Origin of the sequence: Caenispirillum salinarum, assembly GCF_044803115.1 — a bacterium.
GTDB lineage: Bacteria > Pseudomonadota > Alphaproteobacteria > Rhodospirillales > Rhodospirillaceae > Caenispirillum > Caenispirillum salinarum_A.
On record NZ_CP085224.1, the window covers coordinates 3,892,034 to 3,906,015 of the forward strand.

Consider the following 13,982-nt stretch of genomic DNA (forward strand, 5'->3'; position numbering starts at 1 on the left):
GGGGATGCATCACATGAACCGCAAGTCCACCATGCTCGTGGCCGGCGCGCTCGCGGCGGTCGCCATGACCGCCGCCGCCCCGGCGCACGCCGAGGTGTCGGCCGAGACGGCCTTTACCTTCAACACGTTCTCGTTCCTCATCCACGGCGCCATGGTGTTCTTCATGGCCGTCGGCTTCGCCATGCTGGAAGCCGGCCTGGTGCGGGGCAAGAATGTCGCCTCCATCTGCCTGAAGAACACCGCGCTGTACGCGACCGCGTCCATCGCCTTCTACCTGGTCGGCTACAACCTGATGTACGTCGACGTCTCGGGCTGGATCGGCAGCTTCGCGCTGCTCTACAACCCGTCGGGCGCGGAAACCGCCCTGCTGGGCGCCGACGAGGCGACGCCGGAGACGGTGTCCGAGGTGGTCGGCAACGGCTATTCGGTCATGTCCGACTGGTTCTTCCAGGTGGTCTTCGTCGCCACCGCCGCCTCGGTGGTGTCCGGCACGGTGGCCGAGCGCATGAAGGTGTGGCCGTTCATCGCCTTCGTCTTCGTCCTGGGTGCCGTGATCTACCCGATCCAGGGCTCGTGGACCTGGGGCGGCGGCTGGCTGACCGAGATGGGCTTCAGCGACTTCGCCGGCTCGACCATCGTGCACTCGGTCGGTGGCTGGGCGGCGCTGGCCGGTGCCATCATGGTGGGCGCGCGCAAGGGCAAGTACGGCGCCGACGGCCGGGTCAACCCGCTGCCGGGCAGCAACCTGAGCCTGGCCACGCTGGGCATGTTCATCCTGTGGTTCGGCTGGTTCGGCTTCAACGGCGGATCGCAGCTCGCCCTGGGCTCGGCCCTTGACGCCACCGCCATGTCCATCGTCTACGCCAACACCTTCCTGGCCGCCTGCGCGGGCATCGTGACCGCCATGGCGATGACCCAGATCCTCTACAAGAAGATCGACCTGACCATGGTGCTGAACGGCGCGCTCGCCGGTCTGGTGGCGATCACCGCCAACCCGACGCTGGAGAACCTGTTCCTGGCCATGGTGGTCGGTGCCATCGGCGCCATCCTGGCGGTGCTGGCCGTGCCCATGCTCGACAAGCTGAAGATCGACGACGTGGTCGGCGCCATCTCGGTCCACCTGGTCGCCGGCATCTGGGGCACGCTGGCCGTCGGCATCTTCGGCGGCGGCGACATCGTCGCCCAGGTCATCGGCATCGTCGCCGTGGGCGCCTTCACGCTGGCCGTCTCCTTCGTCCTGTGGGGCATCCTCAAGGCCACCGTCGGCCTGCGGGTCTCCGACGAGGAGGAAATGGACGGCATGGACAAGCACGAGCTTGGCCTGGAGGCCTACCCCGAGTTCGGCCGCGGCTCGCAGAGCTGACGACCGGCGTCCGGGTCTTCCGACCCGATCCTCACCTCGACCGACTGGCCCGGGCGGCACCACCGCCCGGGCCTTTCTTTCGTGCGCCTCACGGATGAGCGGAAACCGCATACATCCACCGGCGTTGCTTCGGCAAGGGCCTTGAGCCGAGGCAACCGCCACAGCACATGAGAGCGGGCGACAGACGAGATCATACGCTCGTCCCCCGGCAAGGCCGGAGCCTTGGAGGGCGCGGAAGCGCGCACAACGCGGCGGCGACGGCTTCAATCGCCGTCGCGCATGAGACGGGCCAGCGGCAGAAGGAGCAGCGCCATGTCCAAGGATGGGCCGGGTTTCCGCGACGACGACACCGAGACCGCCCTCTCCGGCCGCCCGGCCCACGGCCTGCCGGGAGCCCTGCCACCGGCGGTGCGCGAGAACCTCAAGCGGGCCGCGGCCAACCGCGCCCGGCCGCCGGCCGATCCGCTCGGTGCCCGTCGCCGGCGCTGGCTGCGCCGTCTGGTGGGCTGGCTGGCCCGCCGCTTCGAGGCCACCGCACTCACCGCCCACGAGGGCGCCGGCGCCGACCGTCATTACGCCGGCCTGCTGCGCCGGCTGGAGGGCGACATGCTGCTGCGCGAGACGGGCATCGCCGGCCCCGGCACCGCGCCTCCCGACATGGGTCGCGCCGTCGGGTTGGACAGCGCCGAGTCGACCGGCGACGGCCCCGACACCCCCGCCGGCGGCCACCGGCGTCCAAAGCTCAGGGTCGTGAAGTAGCGGACGCCTGGGGCTCCGTCGCCACGGGCTCGGCCGCCTTGGGCGGGCTGATCCGGCCGGGCGACCGGAAAGGCTGGGTCAGCAGGCGCCACAGCGACAGCTCCCGCGGGTCGCGGAAATCGGGCAGACCGATGGACATGCCTTCGTGCCCGTCGCGGGGCTGGGCGCGGTAGGTGCCCAGCAGCCGATCCCACCAGGGGAAGCAGAAGCCGAAGTTGCGGTCAGTCTCGTCGCGATGCCAGGAATGGTGGACGCGGTGCATGTCCGGCGTCACCACCAGCAGCCGCAGCACCGCATCCAGCCGGCGGGGCAGCGCCAGGTTCGCGTGGTTGAACATGGCGCTGCCGTTCAGCAGCACCTCGAACACCAGAACCGCCACCGCGGCCGGCCCCAGCGCCAGAACGACCGCCAGCTTGATGCCCAGCGACAGGATGATCTCCAGCGGGTGGAAGCGGATGCCGGTGGTGGCATCGATGTCGGTGTCGGCGTGGTGCATGCGGTGCAGGCGCCACAGGGCGGGCACGGCGTGGAACAGCACGTGCTGCAGGTAGACCACCAGATCGAGCACCAGCACGGCCACCAGCACCTCGGCCCAGAGCGGCCAGTCCATCTGGTTGAGCAGCCCCCAGCCCTTTTCCGCAGCCACGGCCGCCAGCGCGACGGGAACCACCGGCACGACCAGCCGCGCCAGCACCGTCGCCACCCCGACCACGCCCAGGTTGCCCACCCAGCGCCGGGCGCGGGCGTTCAGGCGGGCGCGGCGCGGGCGCAGGGCTTCCAGCGCCATCATCAGGCCCAGGATGCCGGCGAAGGCGCCCATGCGCACCCAGGCCTCGTTGTCCATCAGCAGTGTTTCCATGGCGCCCGATATGGGGTTTCCGTCCCCGCCCGCAAAGGCCTCAGCGAATGCCCAGCGTCAGCCTCAGGTTGGTGTCGTTGACGTTGCGGATGATGGCGACGAAGCGCTCCAGCAGGCGGCGGACGACGGGGTTGGTGTCCTCCAGCAGCCACTCGAACTGCTCGCAGGGGACCACCAGCAGCGTCGTCTCGCGGATGGCGCGGGCGGTGGCGCTGCGCGGCGCCTTGTCGATGAGCGCCATCTCGCCGACCATCTCGTTGGGGCCGGCGGTGCCGATGATGACGTCGGCGCCGTTCCACGCGCGGGAGATTTCCAGCAGGCCCTCTTCCACGATATAGGCGCAGTCGGCCGCGTCGCCTTCCTTGAACAGCAGGTCGCCGCGTGCCACGGTCCTGCGGCCCTCGACGCTGTACTCGCCCGGCGCCGCGTCGGCGTTGTCGCTGGTGGTCATGGTGATCGTCCCCTTCACCGCTCGCCCGATGGCGTACTCCGGAAGTCTAGCCAAGGTGGAGCATCCGCGCCACCTCGGGCTTGCGGAGCGGGCGTGATGGTGCTTAATCGGGGGCGCTTGCGCAAACCGGAGACCGTATCATGCCGTCCGCCCCCACCGACGTTCCCACGACCATCCTGACCATCGCCTGCCCCGACGCCACGGGCATTGTCGCCGCCGTCACCGGCTTCCTGGCGCAACAGGACTGCTTCATCGTGGAATGCGCCCAGTACGGCGACCTGTCCAGCGACCGGTTCTTCATGCGCGCCGTCTTCCAGCACGGCGACAAGGCACCCGAGCGCGATGTGCTGGGCAGCCGCTTCGCCGAGCGCGTCGCCCAGCGCTTCGACATGACGTGGGCCATGCACGACGCCCACCGCCGCCCGAAGGTTCTGATCGCCGTGTCGCGCTTCGGCCACTGCCTGAACGACCTGTTGCACCGCTGGCAGACCGGGCAGCTGGGCATTGACGTGGCCGGCGTGGTCTCCAACCACGAGGACATGCGCAAGCTGGTGGAGTGGCACGGCATTCCCTACACCCACCTGCCCGTCACCAAGGAGACCAAGGCGGAGCAGGAGGCCAGGATGCTCCGGATGGTCGAGGACCAGGACATCGACCTGGTCGTGCTGGCCCGCTACATGCAGATCCTGACGCCCGAGGCCTGCCGCGCCCTGAACGGCCGGGCGATCAACATCCACCATTCGTTCCTGCCCAGCTTCAAGGGCGCCAAGCCCTACCAGCAGGCGTTCATCCGCGGCGTGAAGATCATCGGCGCCACGGCCCATTACGTAACCCCCGACCTGGACGAGGGACCGATCATCGAGCAGGCGGTGGAGCGCGTCGACCACACCCATTCGGTGGAAGACCTGGTGCGCGTCGGCCAGGACCTGGAGAACGTGACGCTCGCCCGGGCCGTGCGCTACCACATCGAGCGCCGCGTGCTGATCAACGGGGCGAAGACGGTCGTGTTCCGCTGACGGCACGCTCCCCGCGGCAGGCGCTCCGATCTGTTGCCCATGCTTTTTTCGCTGGTCTTTTGGGCGAAGATGCGCACCATTGGGTCAACCAGGGATCAAAAGTATGTTGGGGGAATCGATGGTCACCGATGCGGCGTACCGGACGCTGGACGGGGTCAAGCTGCTGGAAAGCCTGTCGCCGGCCGAGCGCGAGGCGGTGGCGGCGCAGTGCCGCTGGAGGCGCTATCTTCCCGGCGAGCAGATCATCGACCGCCAGTCCGACAGCCGCGACGTTTTCTTTGTGGTCAGCGGCGCGGTGCGGGTGGTGATCTACAGCCTGTCGGGCCGCGAGGTGGCGCTGGACGACATTCACGCCGGCGGCGTCTTCGGCGAACTGGCGGCACTGGACGGCAACCCCCGCTCGGCCAGCGTCATGACGGTGGGCGAGACCACCGTCGCCAGCCTGACCCACGAGCAGTTCTTCACCCTGCTGCGCGGCCATCCCGATGTCGCGCTGGCGGTCATGCAGCGGCTGGCGAACATCGTGCGCACGGCGACCACGCGAATCCTCGACCTGTCGACGCTGGGCGCCAACAACAGGGTGCATGCCGACCTGCTGCAACTCACCCGCTCCGCATCGCTGACGCCCGAAGGCTTTGCCGCCATCAGCCCCATCCCGGTGCATTCCGACATCGCCGCCCGCGTCAGCACCACGCGCGAGACCGTCGCGCGCGTGCTCAACGACCTGTCGCGCAAGAAGATCGTGCGCCGCGACCAGAACGCGCTGGTGGTGCTGGACGTGGAGCGCCTGAGCGAAATGGTTGAAGAAGTGCGCGGCGAATGATGCCGAAGGCGTAAGGCGGACCGCCTACACCCTCTGAACGTGATCTTGGTCACCGACAAACGCCACCGCCAGTGGCATGATGGTTTCGATCTCGTGAGCCGAGTCCCGCTCGCGGGATCATCTTTCTCTTCTCTCGCTTTTACCTTCCTCGGGTCGCCGCCATCGCGGCGGCCCGCTTTTTTCGCACCGACCGTAAAAAAATCATGCCCTTGTGACGGGTATCACAGGATTCCGATGCACGCGGGGGCAGTATCTGACTCACCGGGGCGATGCCCCGGTATCGGTATCCTCTTTCCCTCAAGAGCGTTACTCGGGCGGAGCAAAATGCTCCGCCCTTTTTTTGTCTGCCCTTGCGCCCGGCGTCCCGATGGTCTGTGCTGTGGCCGCTCGGGGGTGCCGCCCGGGCCGACGCGACCATCGACTCGATCCGGGAGGGAGGGACTGACTATCATGCGGCGCTGGATCGTTCTGGCCGGCCTCAACGCCTTTCTCGCCGTGGCCCTGGGCGCCTTTGCGGCGCACGCGCTGGAAAGCATGGGCGACGACCGGGCCGTGGGCCTGGCGGAGAAGGCCTCCCGCTACATGCTGTGGCACGCGCTGGGACTCGGGCTGGTGGGCATCCTGGCGGACCGCTGGCCCGGCCGCCGGGCGCTGACGGTGGCCGGCGTGCTGTTCCAGGCCGGCATCGTGCTGTTCTGCGGATCGCTGACCCTGCTGGCCCTCACCGATCTGCCGGTTGCCGCGGCAGCGCCTTTCGGTGGCACCGCGTTCCTGGCAGGATGGCTATCGGTGGCATGGGCCGCCCTGAAGGCGTAGCGGCCTCGGCCGTTTGACTTTCCCGGAAGGGAAACCCATGATGCGCCGATACCCGTCCGACTCGAGTGGGACGGAACGCGACTGACGGGAAGCGGATATGGCGAAAACGATCCTCATCGTTGAAGACAACGACCTGAACATGAAGCTGTTCAACGACCTCCTGCAGGCCCACGGTTATGAAACCGTGCAGACCAAGGATGGTCGCGAGGTCATGGACCTGGCGCGCGAAAACCGCCCCGACCTGATCCTTATGGACATCCAGCTTCCCGAGATTTCGGGCCTTGAGATCACCCGCATGCTCAAGGACGACGAGGAGCTGAAGAGCATTCCCGTCATCGCCGTCACCGCCTTCGCCATGAAGGGCGACGAGGAAAAGATCCGCGAGGGCGGCTGCGAGGGCTACATTGCCAAGCCAATTTCCGTCGCCAGCTTCCTCAGCACCGTCAACTCCTTCCTGGGAGACGCCGCCTAAGGCGCGGCGGCATCCTGCCCGTCGGCGCCGCCGCGCCGACGGGACGCAACGAAAAAGGCCGCTGGCAATGCCGGCGGCCTTTTCGATGTACGCATGAAGAAGAGCCCGGGCGGGCTTACTTCATCTTGGTCTCGCGGAAGATGACGTGCTTGCGCGCGACCGGGTCGTACTTGCGGAACTCGAGCTTCTGAGTGGTGTTACGGGGGTTCTTCTTGGCAATGTAGAAGTAGCCCGTGCCCTCGGTGCTCTCGAGCTTGATCTGGATCGTCGTGGGCTTGGCCATGGCGGCAAATCCTTACGCGGAGAATTTCTGAAACTGGAGCGGGGCAAGATACCCGCTTATGGGGCGCTGTCAAGGGCCGACCAGCGCGCCCGCGCAGGATTCTCGCGCCTCATGCCGCCAGCCGTGCGGCGAAGGCCCGCCGGATGTGATCGGCCAGCTTTTCCGCCCCCACCGACGCCGGCGCGGCGGGTCCGTACATGGCGATGGCGAAGGCCGGCAGCGTGGGCAGACCGCAATCGCCGGCATCGTCCAGCACCCGCAGTTCCGCCGGCACGCTGACGCGCAGAAGCGGCGCCACGCCCAGGTCGGCGGCGACCATGGCGCTCATGCTGTCGCGGTTGCTGGTGGTGCAGATCATGGTCCAGTCCAGCGCCGTCCCGCCCAGCGCCTCCAGCACAGCCGCCCGGAAAGAGCACGTCGGGTCCCCCAGCGCCAGCGGCAGCGGATCGCGCTGGTGCGCCGCCCCGCCCGGCGCGCCCACCCACACCAGTGACTCGCGGCTCAGCACCTCGGCCCGCGGCGCCGGATCGCGTTCGGTGGTCAGGCACAGATCCAGGTCCCCGGCGTCGAGCATGCGCAGAAGTGCGACCGTCGGGTCGGTGATCATGTTCACCCGCAGCCGGGGCCATTCCCGCGCGAAGGTCTTGAGGATGGGCGGCATGATGGCGGGCACGATGTCGTAGGGCACGCCGAGTCGCACCTCGCCCTCCACCTCCGGTGCCGTCATGGCGGCCCAGATGGCGTCGTTGTGCTCCAGAAGCGCGGTGGCGCGCGGCAGCAGGCGCTCGCCGGCGGTGCTGAGCCGCAGGCTGCGGTGCTCGCGCTCGAACAGGCGGCAGCCGAGTTGCTCCTCCAGCCGCCGCACCTGCTGGCTGACAGCCCCCTGCGTCAGGTTCAGAAGCCCGGCCGCGCGGGTCATGCCGCCGGCCTCCGCCACCACCACGAAGGCCCGCAGCGCCGCCGTGTCCAGATTGCGCGCCATGGCCGCGCCTCCCGTCTTACATTAGGAACCCTAATCCCAACCATCATAAACATTGCCTTCCGTTCTGCAAGAGGCGGCGTGATCCTGGCCCCATCGACGACCCACGACGGGAGAAAGTGCCATGACGACGACGTGCGACTCCATGCGGTGCGGAGTGGAACAGCAGACCCGGACGCCGGGCGCAACCGGCAGCAGGGCCGGGCTGGCGGCATGGGCGAGGGCCGCCTGGGCGCGGCTTCGGCAGATGCGGGCGGCCGCGGCGCAACGCCGCGAACTGGCGGCGCTGGACGAGATCCAGCTGCGGGACCTGGGCATCACCACCGAGGCCCGCCGGCGTGAACTGCGACGCCCCTTCTGGGACATCTGAGCGACAGGACGCGGGAAGCGGCGGCCGTGCGCGCACCGCCGCCGCCCTCTTCCGCTCGCCGGCCTCCGGCTGCTAGCATGGGTTCATGACCGATACACCCCTGACCGATCGCACCGACATCGACGCCGATCGCCTGCGGGAGCGCCTGCGGGCTCGCCGGGAGGAGTTGCAGGCCATGACCCAGTCCACCCGTTTAGACCGCGCGCCGGTGGAGCTTGACCAGCAGAGCGTCGGCCGCCTGTCGCGCATGGACGCGCTGCAGGGGCAGGCCATGGCGCTGGAAACCGAGCGCCGCCGCGGCATCGAACTGGCGCGCATCGACGCCGCGCTCGCCCGCATGGACGAGGGCGAATACGGCTACTGCGTCTCCTGCGGCGAAGAGATCGGCGTCAAGCGCCTGGACCTGGACCCGGCCGTCCCCACCTGCATCGACTGCGCCGCCGGCGGGGAGGCCTGAACCGCAGCCGAGCCGGGTGACCGGCACCCCGCAGCCGTCGCGGACCGTTGCACTGTCACACGACGACAGAAGGTCCGATGAAGGAGACGCGGCCATGACATACACCTCCCCCACCGAACTGCCCGCCGACGTGCGCGACGCCCTGCCGGAACTGGGCCAGGAACTCTACATGACCGCCTTCAACGAGGCCGAAGGGCGGGGCGACGCCGACGCCGCCCGCGCCGCCTGGAGGGAGGTGGAGAAGCGTTACCAGCGCACCCCCGACGGCCGCTGGGAAATGCGGGGCGAGCGCGGCAATCCCGGCGCCGGCGGCGGCGTGCGCGGCCCGCTGGAGGAAAGCCAGCCGCGCGGCATCAAGCGCCGCGAGCACACCGGCAGCAGCGCCGAGGAACCCTCGCCCCTGGACCAGCGCGTCAGCCAGCCCAGCACCGACAAGCCCGAGGGCAACAAGACCTGACCAGGCCGCGCAGGCACGCGAAAGGGCCGGCACCCCGCAAGGTGCCGGCCCTTGTCGTGCCGGGCGTGGAATGCCGGTCGGGGGCGGTCAGTCGGACTGGCCGCCGCCGGTCGCCCCGGCGCCTTCGGTCATGTAGCCCTGGATTTCCTGGGCCAGCTGCGGGTCGGTCTGGGCCGCCACGGCGATCTGGTTGTACTCCTCGACCGTCAGGCCCTCGTCCTGGACGGTCTGCAGCATTTCGTCCTGGGCCTGCTGCTCGAGGTCGGCCACCTGCTGCCGGTTATCAGCGTCACGCAGGCGCGGGGCGTAGTCGCGGGCCACCTGCTGGATGCCCTCCACGGCCTCGGCGAAGGACTTAAGCTTTTCGGCGCTGAAATCCGCCGCCATTTCTCCCTGGCCCTGCATCGGGGTTTCCCCCTGCGTCTGGGCGGCGGCCGGCGAGGCGAGCAGGGCGGCGGAGACCATGGGCAGGGCGAAACGCTTCATCATGGAACGCATGGAGGGTGTCCTTTCGTGGTGTCTCGCGTGGGAAAGGGCATGCGGCGTGCCGCCCTTTCACTACCCCACAGACGGCGGGACCCGCGCCACGGTTTCGCGACGTGCTGTGAAAAGAATGGGGCAGGCCGTCACGCCCGCCCCACAGAAGGCTCCGGATCGACGGCCCCGTCGATCAACCCACCGGCTGCACGCGCCAGATGTCCTTGGCGTAGGAGTGGATGGAGCGGTCCGACGAGAACCCGCCCATGTTGGCGACGTTGACGATGGCCTTGCGCACCCAGGCGTCCTGGTCGGCATACACGGCCTCCACCTGCGCCTGCGTGTCGATGTAGCTCTGGTAGTCGGCCATCAGGAAGAAGTGGTCACCGCCCGACAGCAGGGTGTCGCGGATGGGCAGGTAGCGGCCGGGGTCGTCGGCGTTGAAGAAGCCGCCGGCGATCATGTCCACGGCGTTCCGCAGGGCCTCGTTAGTGTCGTAGTACTCGCGCGGATGGTAGCCGCCGGCGCGCATGTCGCCAACCTCGTGGGCGGTCTTGCCGAAGATGAAGATGTTGTCGTCGCCGACCGCGTTCTTGATCTCGATGTTGGCGCCGTCCAGCGTGCCGATGGTCAGCGCGCCGTTCAGGGCGAACTTCATGTTGCCCGTGCCGGACGCCTCGGTGCCGGCCGTCGAGATCTGTTCCGACAGGTCGGTGCCGGGGATGATGATCTCGGCGGCCGAAACGTTGTAGTTGGGCACGAAGGCCACCTTCAGCCGGTCCTTGATGGAGCGGTCGTGGTTGATGACCATCGCCACGTCGTTGATGAGACGGATGATCAGCTTGGCCATGAAGTAGCCCGGCGCCGCCTTGCCGCCGAAGGTCACGGCACGGGGGATGCGGTCCCCGCCCCGGCCGTTGCGCAGGTCGTTGTAGAGCGTGATGACGTGCAGCACGTTCAGAAGCTGGCGCTTGTATTCGTGGATGCGCTTGACCTGCGTGTCGAACATCATGTCCGGCGACACTTCGAACCCCGTGCGGTCACGCACCATGTCGGCGAAGCGCGTCTTGTTGGCCCGCTTGATGGCGGCGAAGCGCTCGCGGAAGGCCGCATCCTCGGCCAGCGGCTCCAGGTCCTTGAGCTTGGACAGGTCCGTCTTCCAGCCGTCGCCGATGGCTTCGGTAATCAGGTCCGCCAGCGGGCGGTTGGCCTGCAGCAGCCAGCGGCGCTGCGTGACGCCATTGGTTACGTTGACGAACTTGTCGGGCTCCATGCGGTTGAAGTCGGCGAAGACGTGGGCGCGCATCAGGTCGGTGTGCAGCGCCGCCACGCCGTTCACCCGGCGCGAACCCACCACGCACAGGTGCGCCATGCGCACGCGGCGGCCGGCGTCGTCGATCAGCGACATGCGGCTGAGGACGTCGGGCTGGCCGGGGAAGGCGTACTTCACCTGCTGCAGGAAATCGAAGTTGATCTTGTAGATCAGATCCAGGTGGCGCGGCAGCACCGCCTCCAGCATGGCGATCGGCCAAGTCTCCAGGGCTTCCGGCAGAAGCGTGTGGTTGGTGTAGTTGAACACCTCCCGCGTCAGGTCCCAGGCCTTCTGGAAATCGTAGTCGTAATGATCGATCAGCAGGCGCATCAGCTCGGGCACCGCCAGGCTCGGGTGCGTGTCGTTGAGCTGGATGGTGACCTTCTCGGGCAGGGTGTCGAGGCTGGCGTGCTTGCGGTGGTGGCGGGCGATGATGTCCTGCAACGACGCACTGACGAAGAAGTACTCCTGCATCAGCCGCAGTTCCTGGCCCATCAGCGTGGTGTCCATGGGATAGAGCACCTTGGACAGGTTCTCGCTGATGGTCTTGTCCTTCACTGCATCGATGTAGTTGCCTTCGTTGAAGTAGCGCAGGTCGAAGTCCCGCGTCGCGCGCGCCGACCACAGGCGCAGCTTCACCACCTTGCCCGAGCCGTAGCCCGGCACCGGCACGTCGTAGGCCATGGCGATGACGTCGGTGGTATCCACCCACTGGGTGACGGTCTCGCCGTGGTCGTTCTTGAAATGCGTCAGGCGGCCGCGGAAGCGCACCGGGTAGATGACGTTGGGGCGCTCGAACTCCCACGGGTTGCCGTAGCGCAGCCAGGTCTCCGGGTGCTCGACCTGCTGGCCGCCCTCCACCCGCTGGGTGAACATGCCGAACTCGTACCGGATGCCGTAGCCGAAGCCGGGATAGCCGTGGGTCGCCATGCTGTCCAGGTAGCAGGCCGCCAGCCGACCCAGGCCGCCGTTGCCCAGCGCCGCGTCGTACTCGAACTCCTGGATGGCCTCCAGGCTCTGGCCCATGTCCTTCAGCGCCTCGGCGACGCGGTCGTGGACGCCCAGATCATACAGGTGCTTCAGCAGCGACCGGCCCGTCAGGTATTCCATGGACAGGTAGTAGACCCTGCGCGCATCGGCGTCGTACTGCGCTCGGGCGGTGGCGAGGTATTCCTCCGACAGCCGTCCGCGCACCAGCTGCGCCAGGGCATAGAGCCAGTCGCGCTGGCTGGCGAAGTCCGGGTCCACGCCCACGCTGTGGACCATGAAGCTCCGGAGCTGATCCTTGATGGCCTCCACACTGCTCAGGTCTATCGCGGGTGCGGGTGCCGCCGCGGCCTGGTTCGCCGTCTGGTCCATGTCTCTCTTTCCCCGATGGTCTTGCGTCTGCGCGTCGTGTGACAACGTCGTCGCGCGCTGGATTGTCGCGTGTCTCGTGCGGCTGTTTCGCGTCAGCCGGAGCCCCGCAGGCTCTCGAACAGGGCCTTGTACTGCTCCGCCGCCCGGCGCCAGCCGAAGTCGCGCTCCATGCCGCGGCGCTGGGCCTCTGCCCAGGCCGGCTGACCCCACAGGTCGAAGGCGCGGTCGACGGCGCCGATCAGTCCGGCGGCGGAGGCCTCGTCGAACACGAAGCCGGTGCCCTCGGCCGGGTGCTCGGCAACGTCCACCACCGTGTCGGCCAGTCCGCCCGTGCGCCGCACCAGAGGCAGAGTACCGTACCGCAAAGCGTACATCTGCGTAAGCCCGCAGGGCTCGAACCGCGAGGGCACCAGGAACACGTCGGCGCCCGCCTGGACGCGGTGGGCGCGGCCCTCGTCATAGCCGATCCAGGTGCCGACGTTGCCGGGATGCGCGCCGCCCAGGCCATAGATGGCGCTCTCCAGCCAAGCGTCGCCCGAGCCGAGCAGCACCACCTGTCCGCCGCGGCCCAGGATGTGGTCGACGGCGCCCAGCACCAGGTCGATGCCCTTCTGCTCCGAGAACCGCGAGACCAGTCCGAACACCGTCGCCTCCGCCCGTTCCGCCAGGCCGAACTCCCGTTGCAGGGCGGCCTTGCACGCGGCCTTGCCCGACAGGTCCCCGGCCGAATAGCCGGCTGGCAGCAGGTGGTCGCGCGCCGGGTCCCACTGGGCATAGTCGACGCCGTTGAGGATGCCCGTCAGATCGCCGGCGCGCGCCCGCAGCAGGCCGTCCAGGCCGCGCCCGCCGTCGGGGTGCTTGATCTCCTCGGCGTAGGTGGGGCTGACGGTGGTGATGCGGTCGGCGTAGTAGCATCCGGCCTTGAGCATGCTGACGTGGCCGTGGAACTCCAGCCCGTGCATGTCGAAGCAGTGCGGCGGCAGGCCGATCTGGTCCAGGATATCGGACCCGAAAATGCCCTGGAACTGGATGTTGTGGATGGAGAACACCGTCGCCGCGCCGGGACCGTCGGTCAGCGCCATGTAGGCGGGCACGAGACCCGTCTGCCAGTCGTTGCACAGGATCACGTCCGCCTGCCAGCCTGCCGGGCTCTTGGGCGTGCCCAGTTGCGCGGCCACCTTCGACAGCAGGGCGAAGCGCAGGTAGTTGTCGGGGTGGTCGTGGCCCCATTCGTTGAGGTACGGCCCGCCCCCGCGGTGGTAGAGCGACGGGCAGTCCACCAGCCACACCGCGATGTCGCTGCCGGGCATGCGCCCCTCGATCAGGCGCACGTGATGGGCGGCCAGGACCTCGCCCAGGTCCACCACCGCGCGCCATTCACCGATCTTGTCCTTCACCGCCGGATAGCCCGGCAGGATCACCCGCGCCTCCACGCCCAGTTCCGCCAGCGCGCCCGGCAGAGCGCCGGCCACGTCGGCCAGCCCTCCGGTCTTGATGAGCGGGTAGACCTCGGAAGCGGCGATGAGAACGCGCATGGAATGTCCTGTCTCATGATGGGCAGCGGCAGCCGGCGGAAGCGGCCGCCGGGTGGCGGGCGGAAACGATCGGGTAATTCATGGCATTTCGCAAGGCGAGGCAACACCCGAATAATGACATTTCCCTTGCGGCTTTCATCCCGTGGGTGCGGGTAACCCACTGGATATACGGCCCTCATGGACCTTCGGATAGA

Annotated in this window: 16 protein-coding genes; 9 read left to right on the forward strand and 7 right to left on the reverse strand. The window is 68.3% G+C overall.

Features of this window, described 5'->3' with window-relative positions; translation table 11 throughout:
- Positions 1-13: 13 nt before the first annotated feature.
- Positions 14-1,363: an ammonium transporter gene (locus LG334_RS17795; RefSeq protein WP_404380005.1), complete on the forward strand. Its 1,350-nt coding sequence runs from the start codon at positions 14-16 to the stop codon at positions 1,361-1,363.
- 312 nt (positions 1,364-1,675) lie between these two features.
- The gene (locus tag LG334_RS17800) at positions 1,676-2,122 is read left to right on the forward strand and encodes a hypothetical protein (RefSeq protein ID WP_404380007.1); all 447 of its coding nucleotides are present in this window, start codon (positions 1,676-1,678) and stop codon (positions 2,120-2,122) included.
- On the opposite strand, the gene LG334_RS17805 is transcribed toward LG334_RS17800, so the two are convergent.
- Positions 2,106-2,966, reverse strand: coding sequence for a sterol desaturase family protein (locus LG334_RS17805; protein WP_404380009.1), 861 nt, complete (start codon positions 2,964-2,966; stop codon positions 2,106-2,108). The genes LG334_RS17800 and LG334_RS17805 overlap by 17 nt on opposite strands.
- A 55-nt stretch (positions 2,967-3,021) precedes the next feature.
- Positions 3,022-3,486, reverse strand: coding sequence for a cyclic nucleotide-binding domain-containing protein (locus tag LG334_RS17810; protein ID WP_404380011.1), 465 nt, complete (start codon positions 3,484-3,486; stop codon positions 3,022-3,024).
- Between the two features lie 86 nt (positions 3,487-3,572).
- Between LG334_RS17810 and purU the strand changes: the two genes are divergently transcribed.
- The 4 genes from purU to LG334_RS17830 all read left to right on the forward strand — a co-directional run bounded on the left by purU (position 3,573) and on the right by LG334_RS17830 (position 6,559).
- Positions 3,573-4,448, forward strand: a complete 876-nt coding sequence (gene purU, locus LG334_RS17815) for a formyltetrahydrofolate deformylase (RefSeq protein WP_404380013.1) — start codon at positions 3,573-3,575, stop codon at positions 4,446-4,448.
- A gap of 103 nt (positions 4,449-4,551) precedes the next feature.
- Positions 4,552-5,271, forward strand: coding sequence for a Crp/Fnr family transcriptional regulator (locus LG334_RS17820; RefSeq protein WP_404380015.1), 720 nt, complete (start codon positions 4,552-4,554; stop codon positions 5,269-5,271).
- A gap of 450 nt (positions 5,272-5,721) precedes the next feature.
- Positions 5,722-6,087: a DUF423 domain-containing protein gene (locus LG334_RS17825; protein ID WP_404380017.1), complete on the forward strand. Its 366-nt coding sequence runs from the start codon at positions 5,722-5,724 to the stop codon at positions 6,085-6,087.
- Positions 6,088-6,184: 97 nt separating this feature from the next.
- The gene (locus LG334_RS17830) at positions 6,185-6,559 is read left to right on the forward strand and encodes a response regulator (protein WP_404380019.1); all 375 of its coding nucleotides are present in this window, start codon (positions 6,185-6,187) and stop codon (positions 6,557-6,559) included.
- Positions 6,560-6,674: 115 nt separating this feature from the next.
- Here the strand turns inward: LG334_RS17830 and rpmG are convergent, their stop codons facing one another.
- Both rpmG and LG334_RS17840 read right to left on the reverse strand, forming a co-directional pair.
- Positions 6,675-6,842 carry a 50S ribosomal protein L33 gene (gene rpmG, locus LG334_RS17835; protein WP_009541589.1) on the reverse strand — a complete coding sequence of 56 codons (168 nt, stop codon included), beginning with the start codon at positions 6,840-6,842 and terminating at the stop codon, positions 6,675-6,677.
- Positions 6,843-6,951: 109 nt separating this feature from the next.
- The gene (locus tag LG334_RS17840) at positions 6,952-7,824 is read right to left on the reverse strand and encodes a LysR family transcriptional regulator (protein ID WP_404380021.1); all 873 of its coding nucleotides are present in this window, start codon (positions 7,822-7,824) and stop codon (positions 6,952-6,954) included.
- Between the two features lie 121 nt (positions 7,825-7,945).
- Between LG334_RS17840 and LG334_RS17845 the strand changes: the two genes are divergently transcribed.
- The 3 genes from LG334_RS17845 (at position 7,946) to LG334_RS17855 (ending at position 9,105) form a co-directional block, all read left to right on the forward strand.
- Positions 7,946-8,191 carry a DUF1127 domain-containing protein gene (locus LG334_RS17845; RefSeq protein WP_404380023.1) on the forward strand — a complete coding sequence of 82 codons (246 nt, stop codon included), beginning with the start codon at positions 7,946-7,948 and terminating at the stop codon, positions 8,189-8,191.
- A gap of 85 nt (positions 8,192-8,276) precedes the next feature.
- On the forward strand, positions 8,277-8,648 hold the full coding sequence (locus tag LG334_RS17850; RefSeq protein ID WP_404380025.1) for a TraR/DksA family transcriptional regulator: 372 nt from the start codon (positions 8,277-8,279) through the stop codon (positions 8,646-8,648).
- Between the two features lie 94 nt (positions 8,649-8,742).
- Positions 8,743-9,105, forward strand: coding sequence for a ChaB family protein (locus LG334_RS17855; RefSeq protein ID WP_404380027.1), 363 nt, complete (start codon positions 8,743-8,745; stop codon positions 9,103-9,105).
- 87 nt (positions 9,106-9,192) lie between these two features.
- Here the strand turns inward: LG334_RS17855 and LG334_RS17860 are convergent, their stop codons facing one another.
- The 3 genes from LG334_RS17860 to glgA form a co-directional block, all read right to left on the reverse strand.
- Entirely contained in the window at positions 9,193-9,603 is a 411-nt protein-coding gene (locus LG334_RS17860) for a DUF4168 domain-containing protein (RefSeq protein ID WP_404380029.1), read from the reverse strand.
- Positions 9,604-9,775: 172 nt separating this feature from the next.
- On the reverse strand, positions 9,776-12,253 hold the full coding sequence (locus tag LG334_RS17865) for a glycogen/starch/alpha-glucan phosphorylase (RefSeq protein WP_404380031.1): 2,478 nt from the start codon (positions 12,251-12,253) through the stop codon (positions 9,776-9,778).
- A gap of 92 nt (positions 12,254-12,345) precedes the next feature.
- Positions 12,346-13,788, reverse strand: coding sequence for a glycogen synthase GlgA (glgA, locus tag LG334_RS17870; protein WP_404380033.1), 1,443 nt, complete (start codon positions 13,786-13,788; stop codon positions 12,346-12,348).
- Positions 13,789-13,982: the final 194 nt, after the last annotated feature.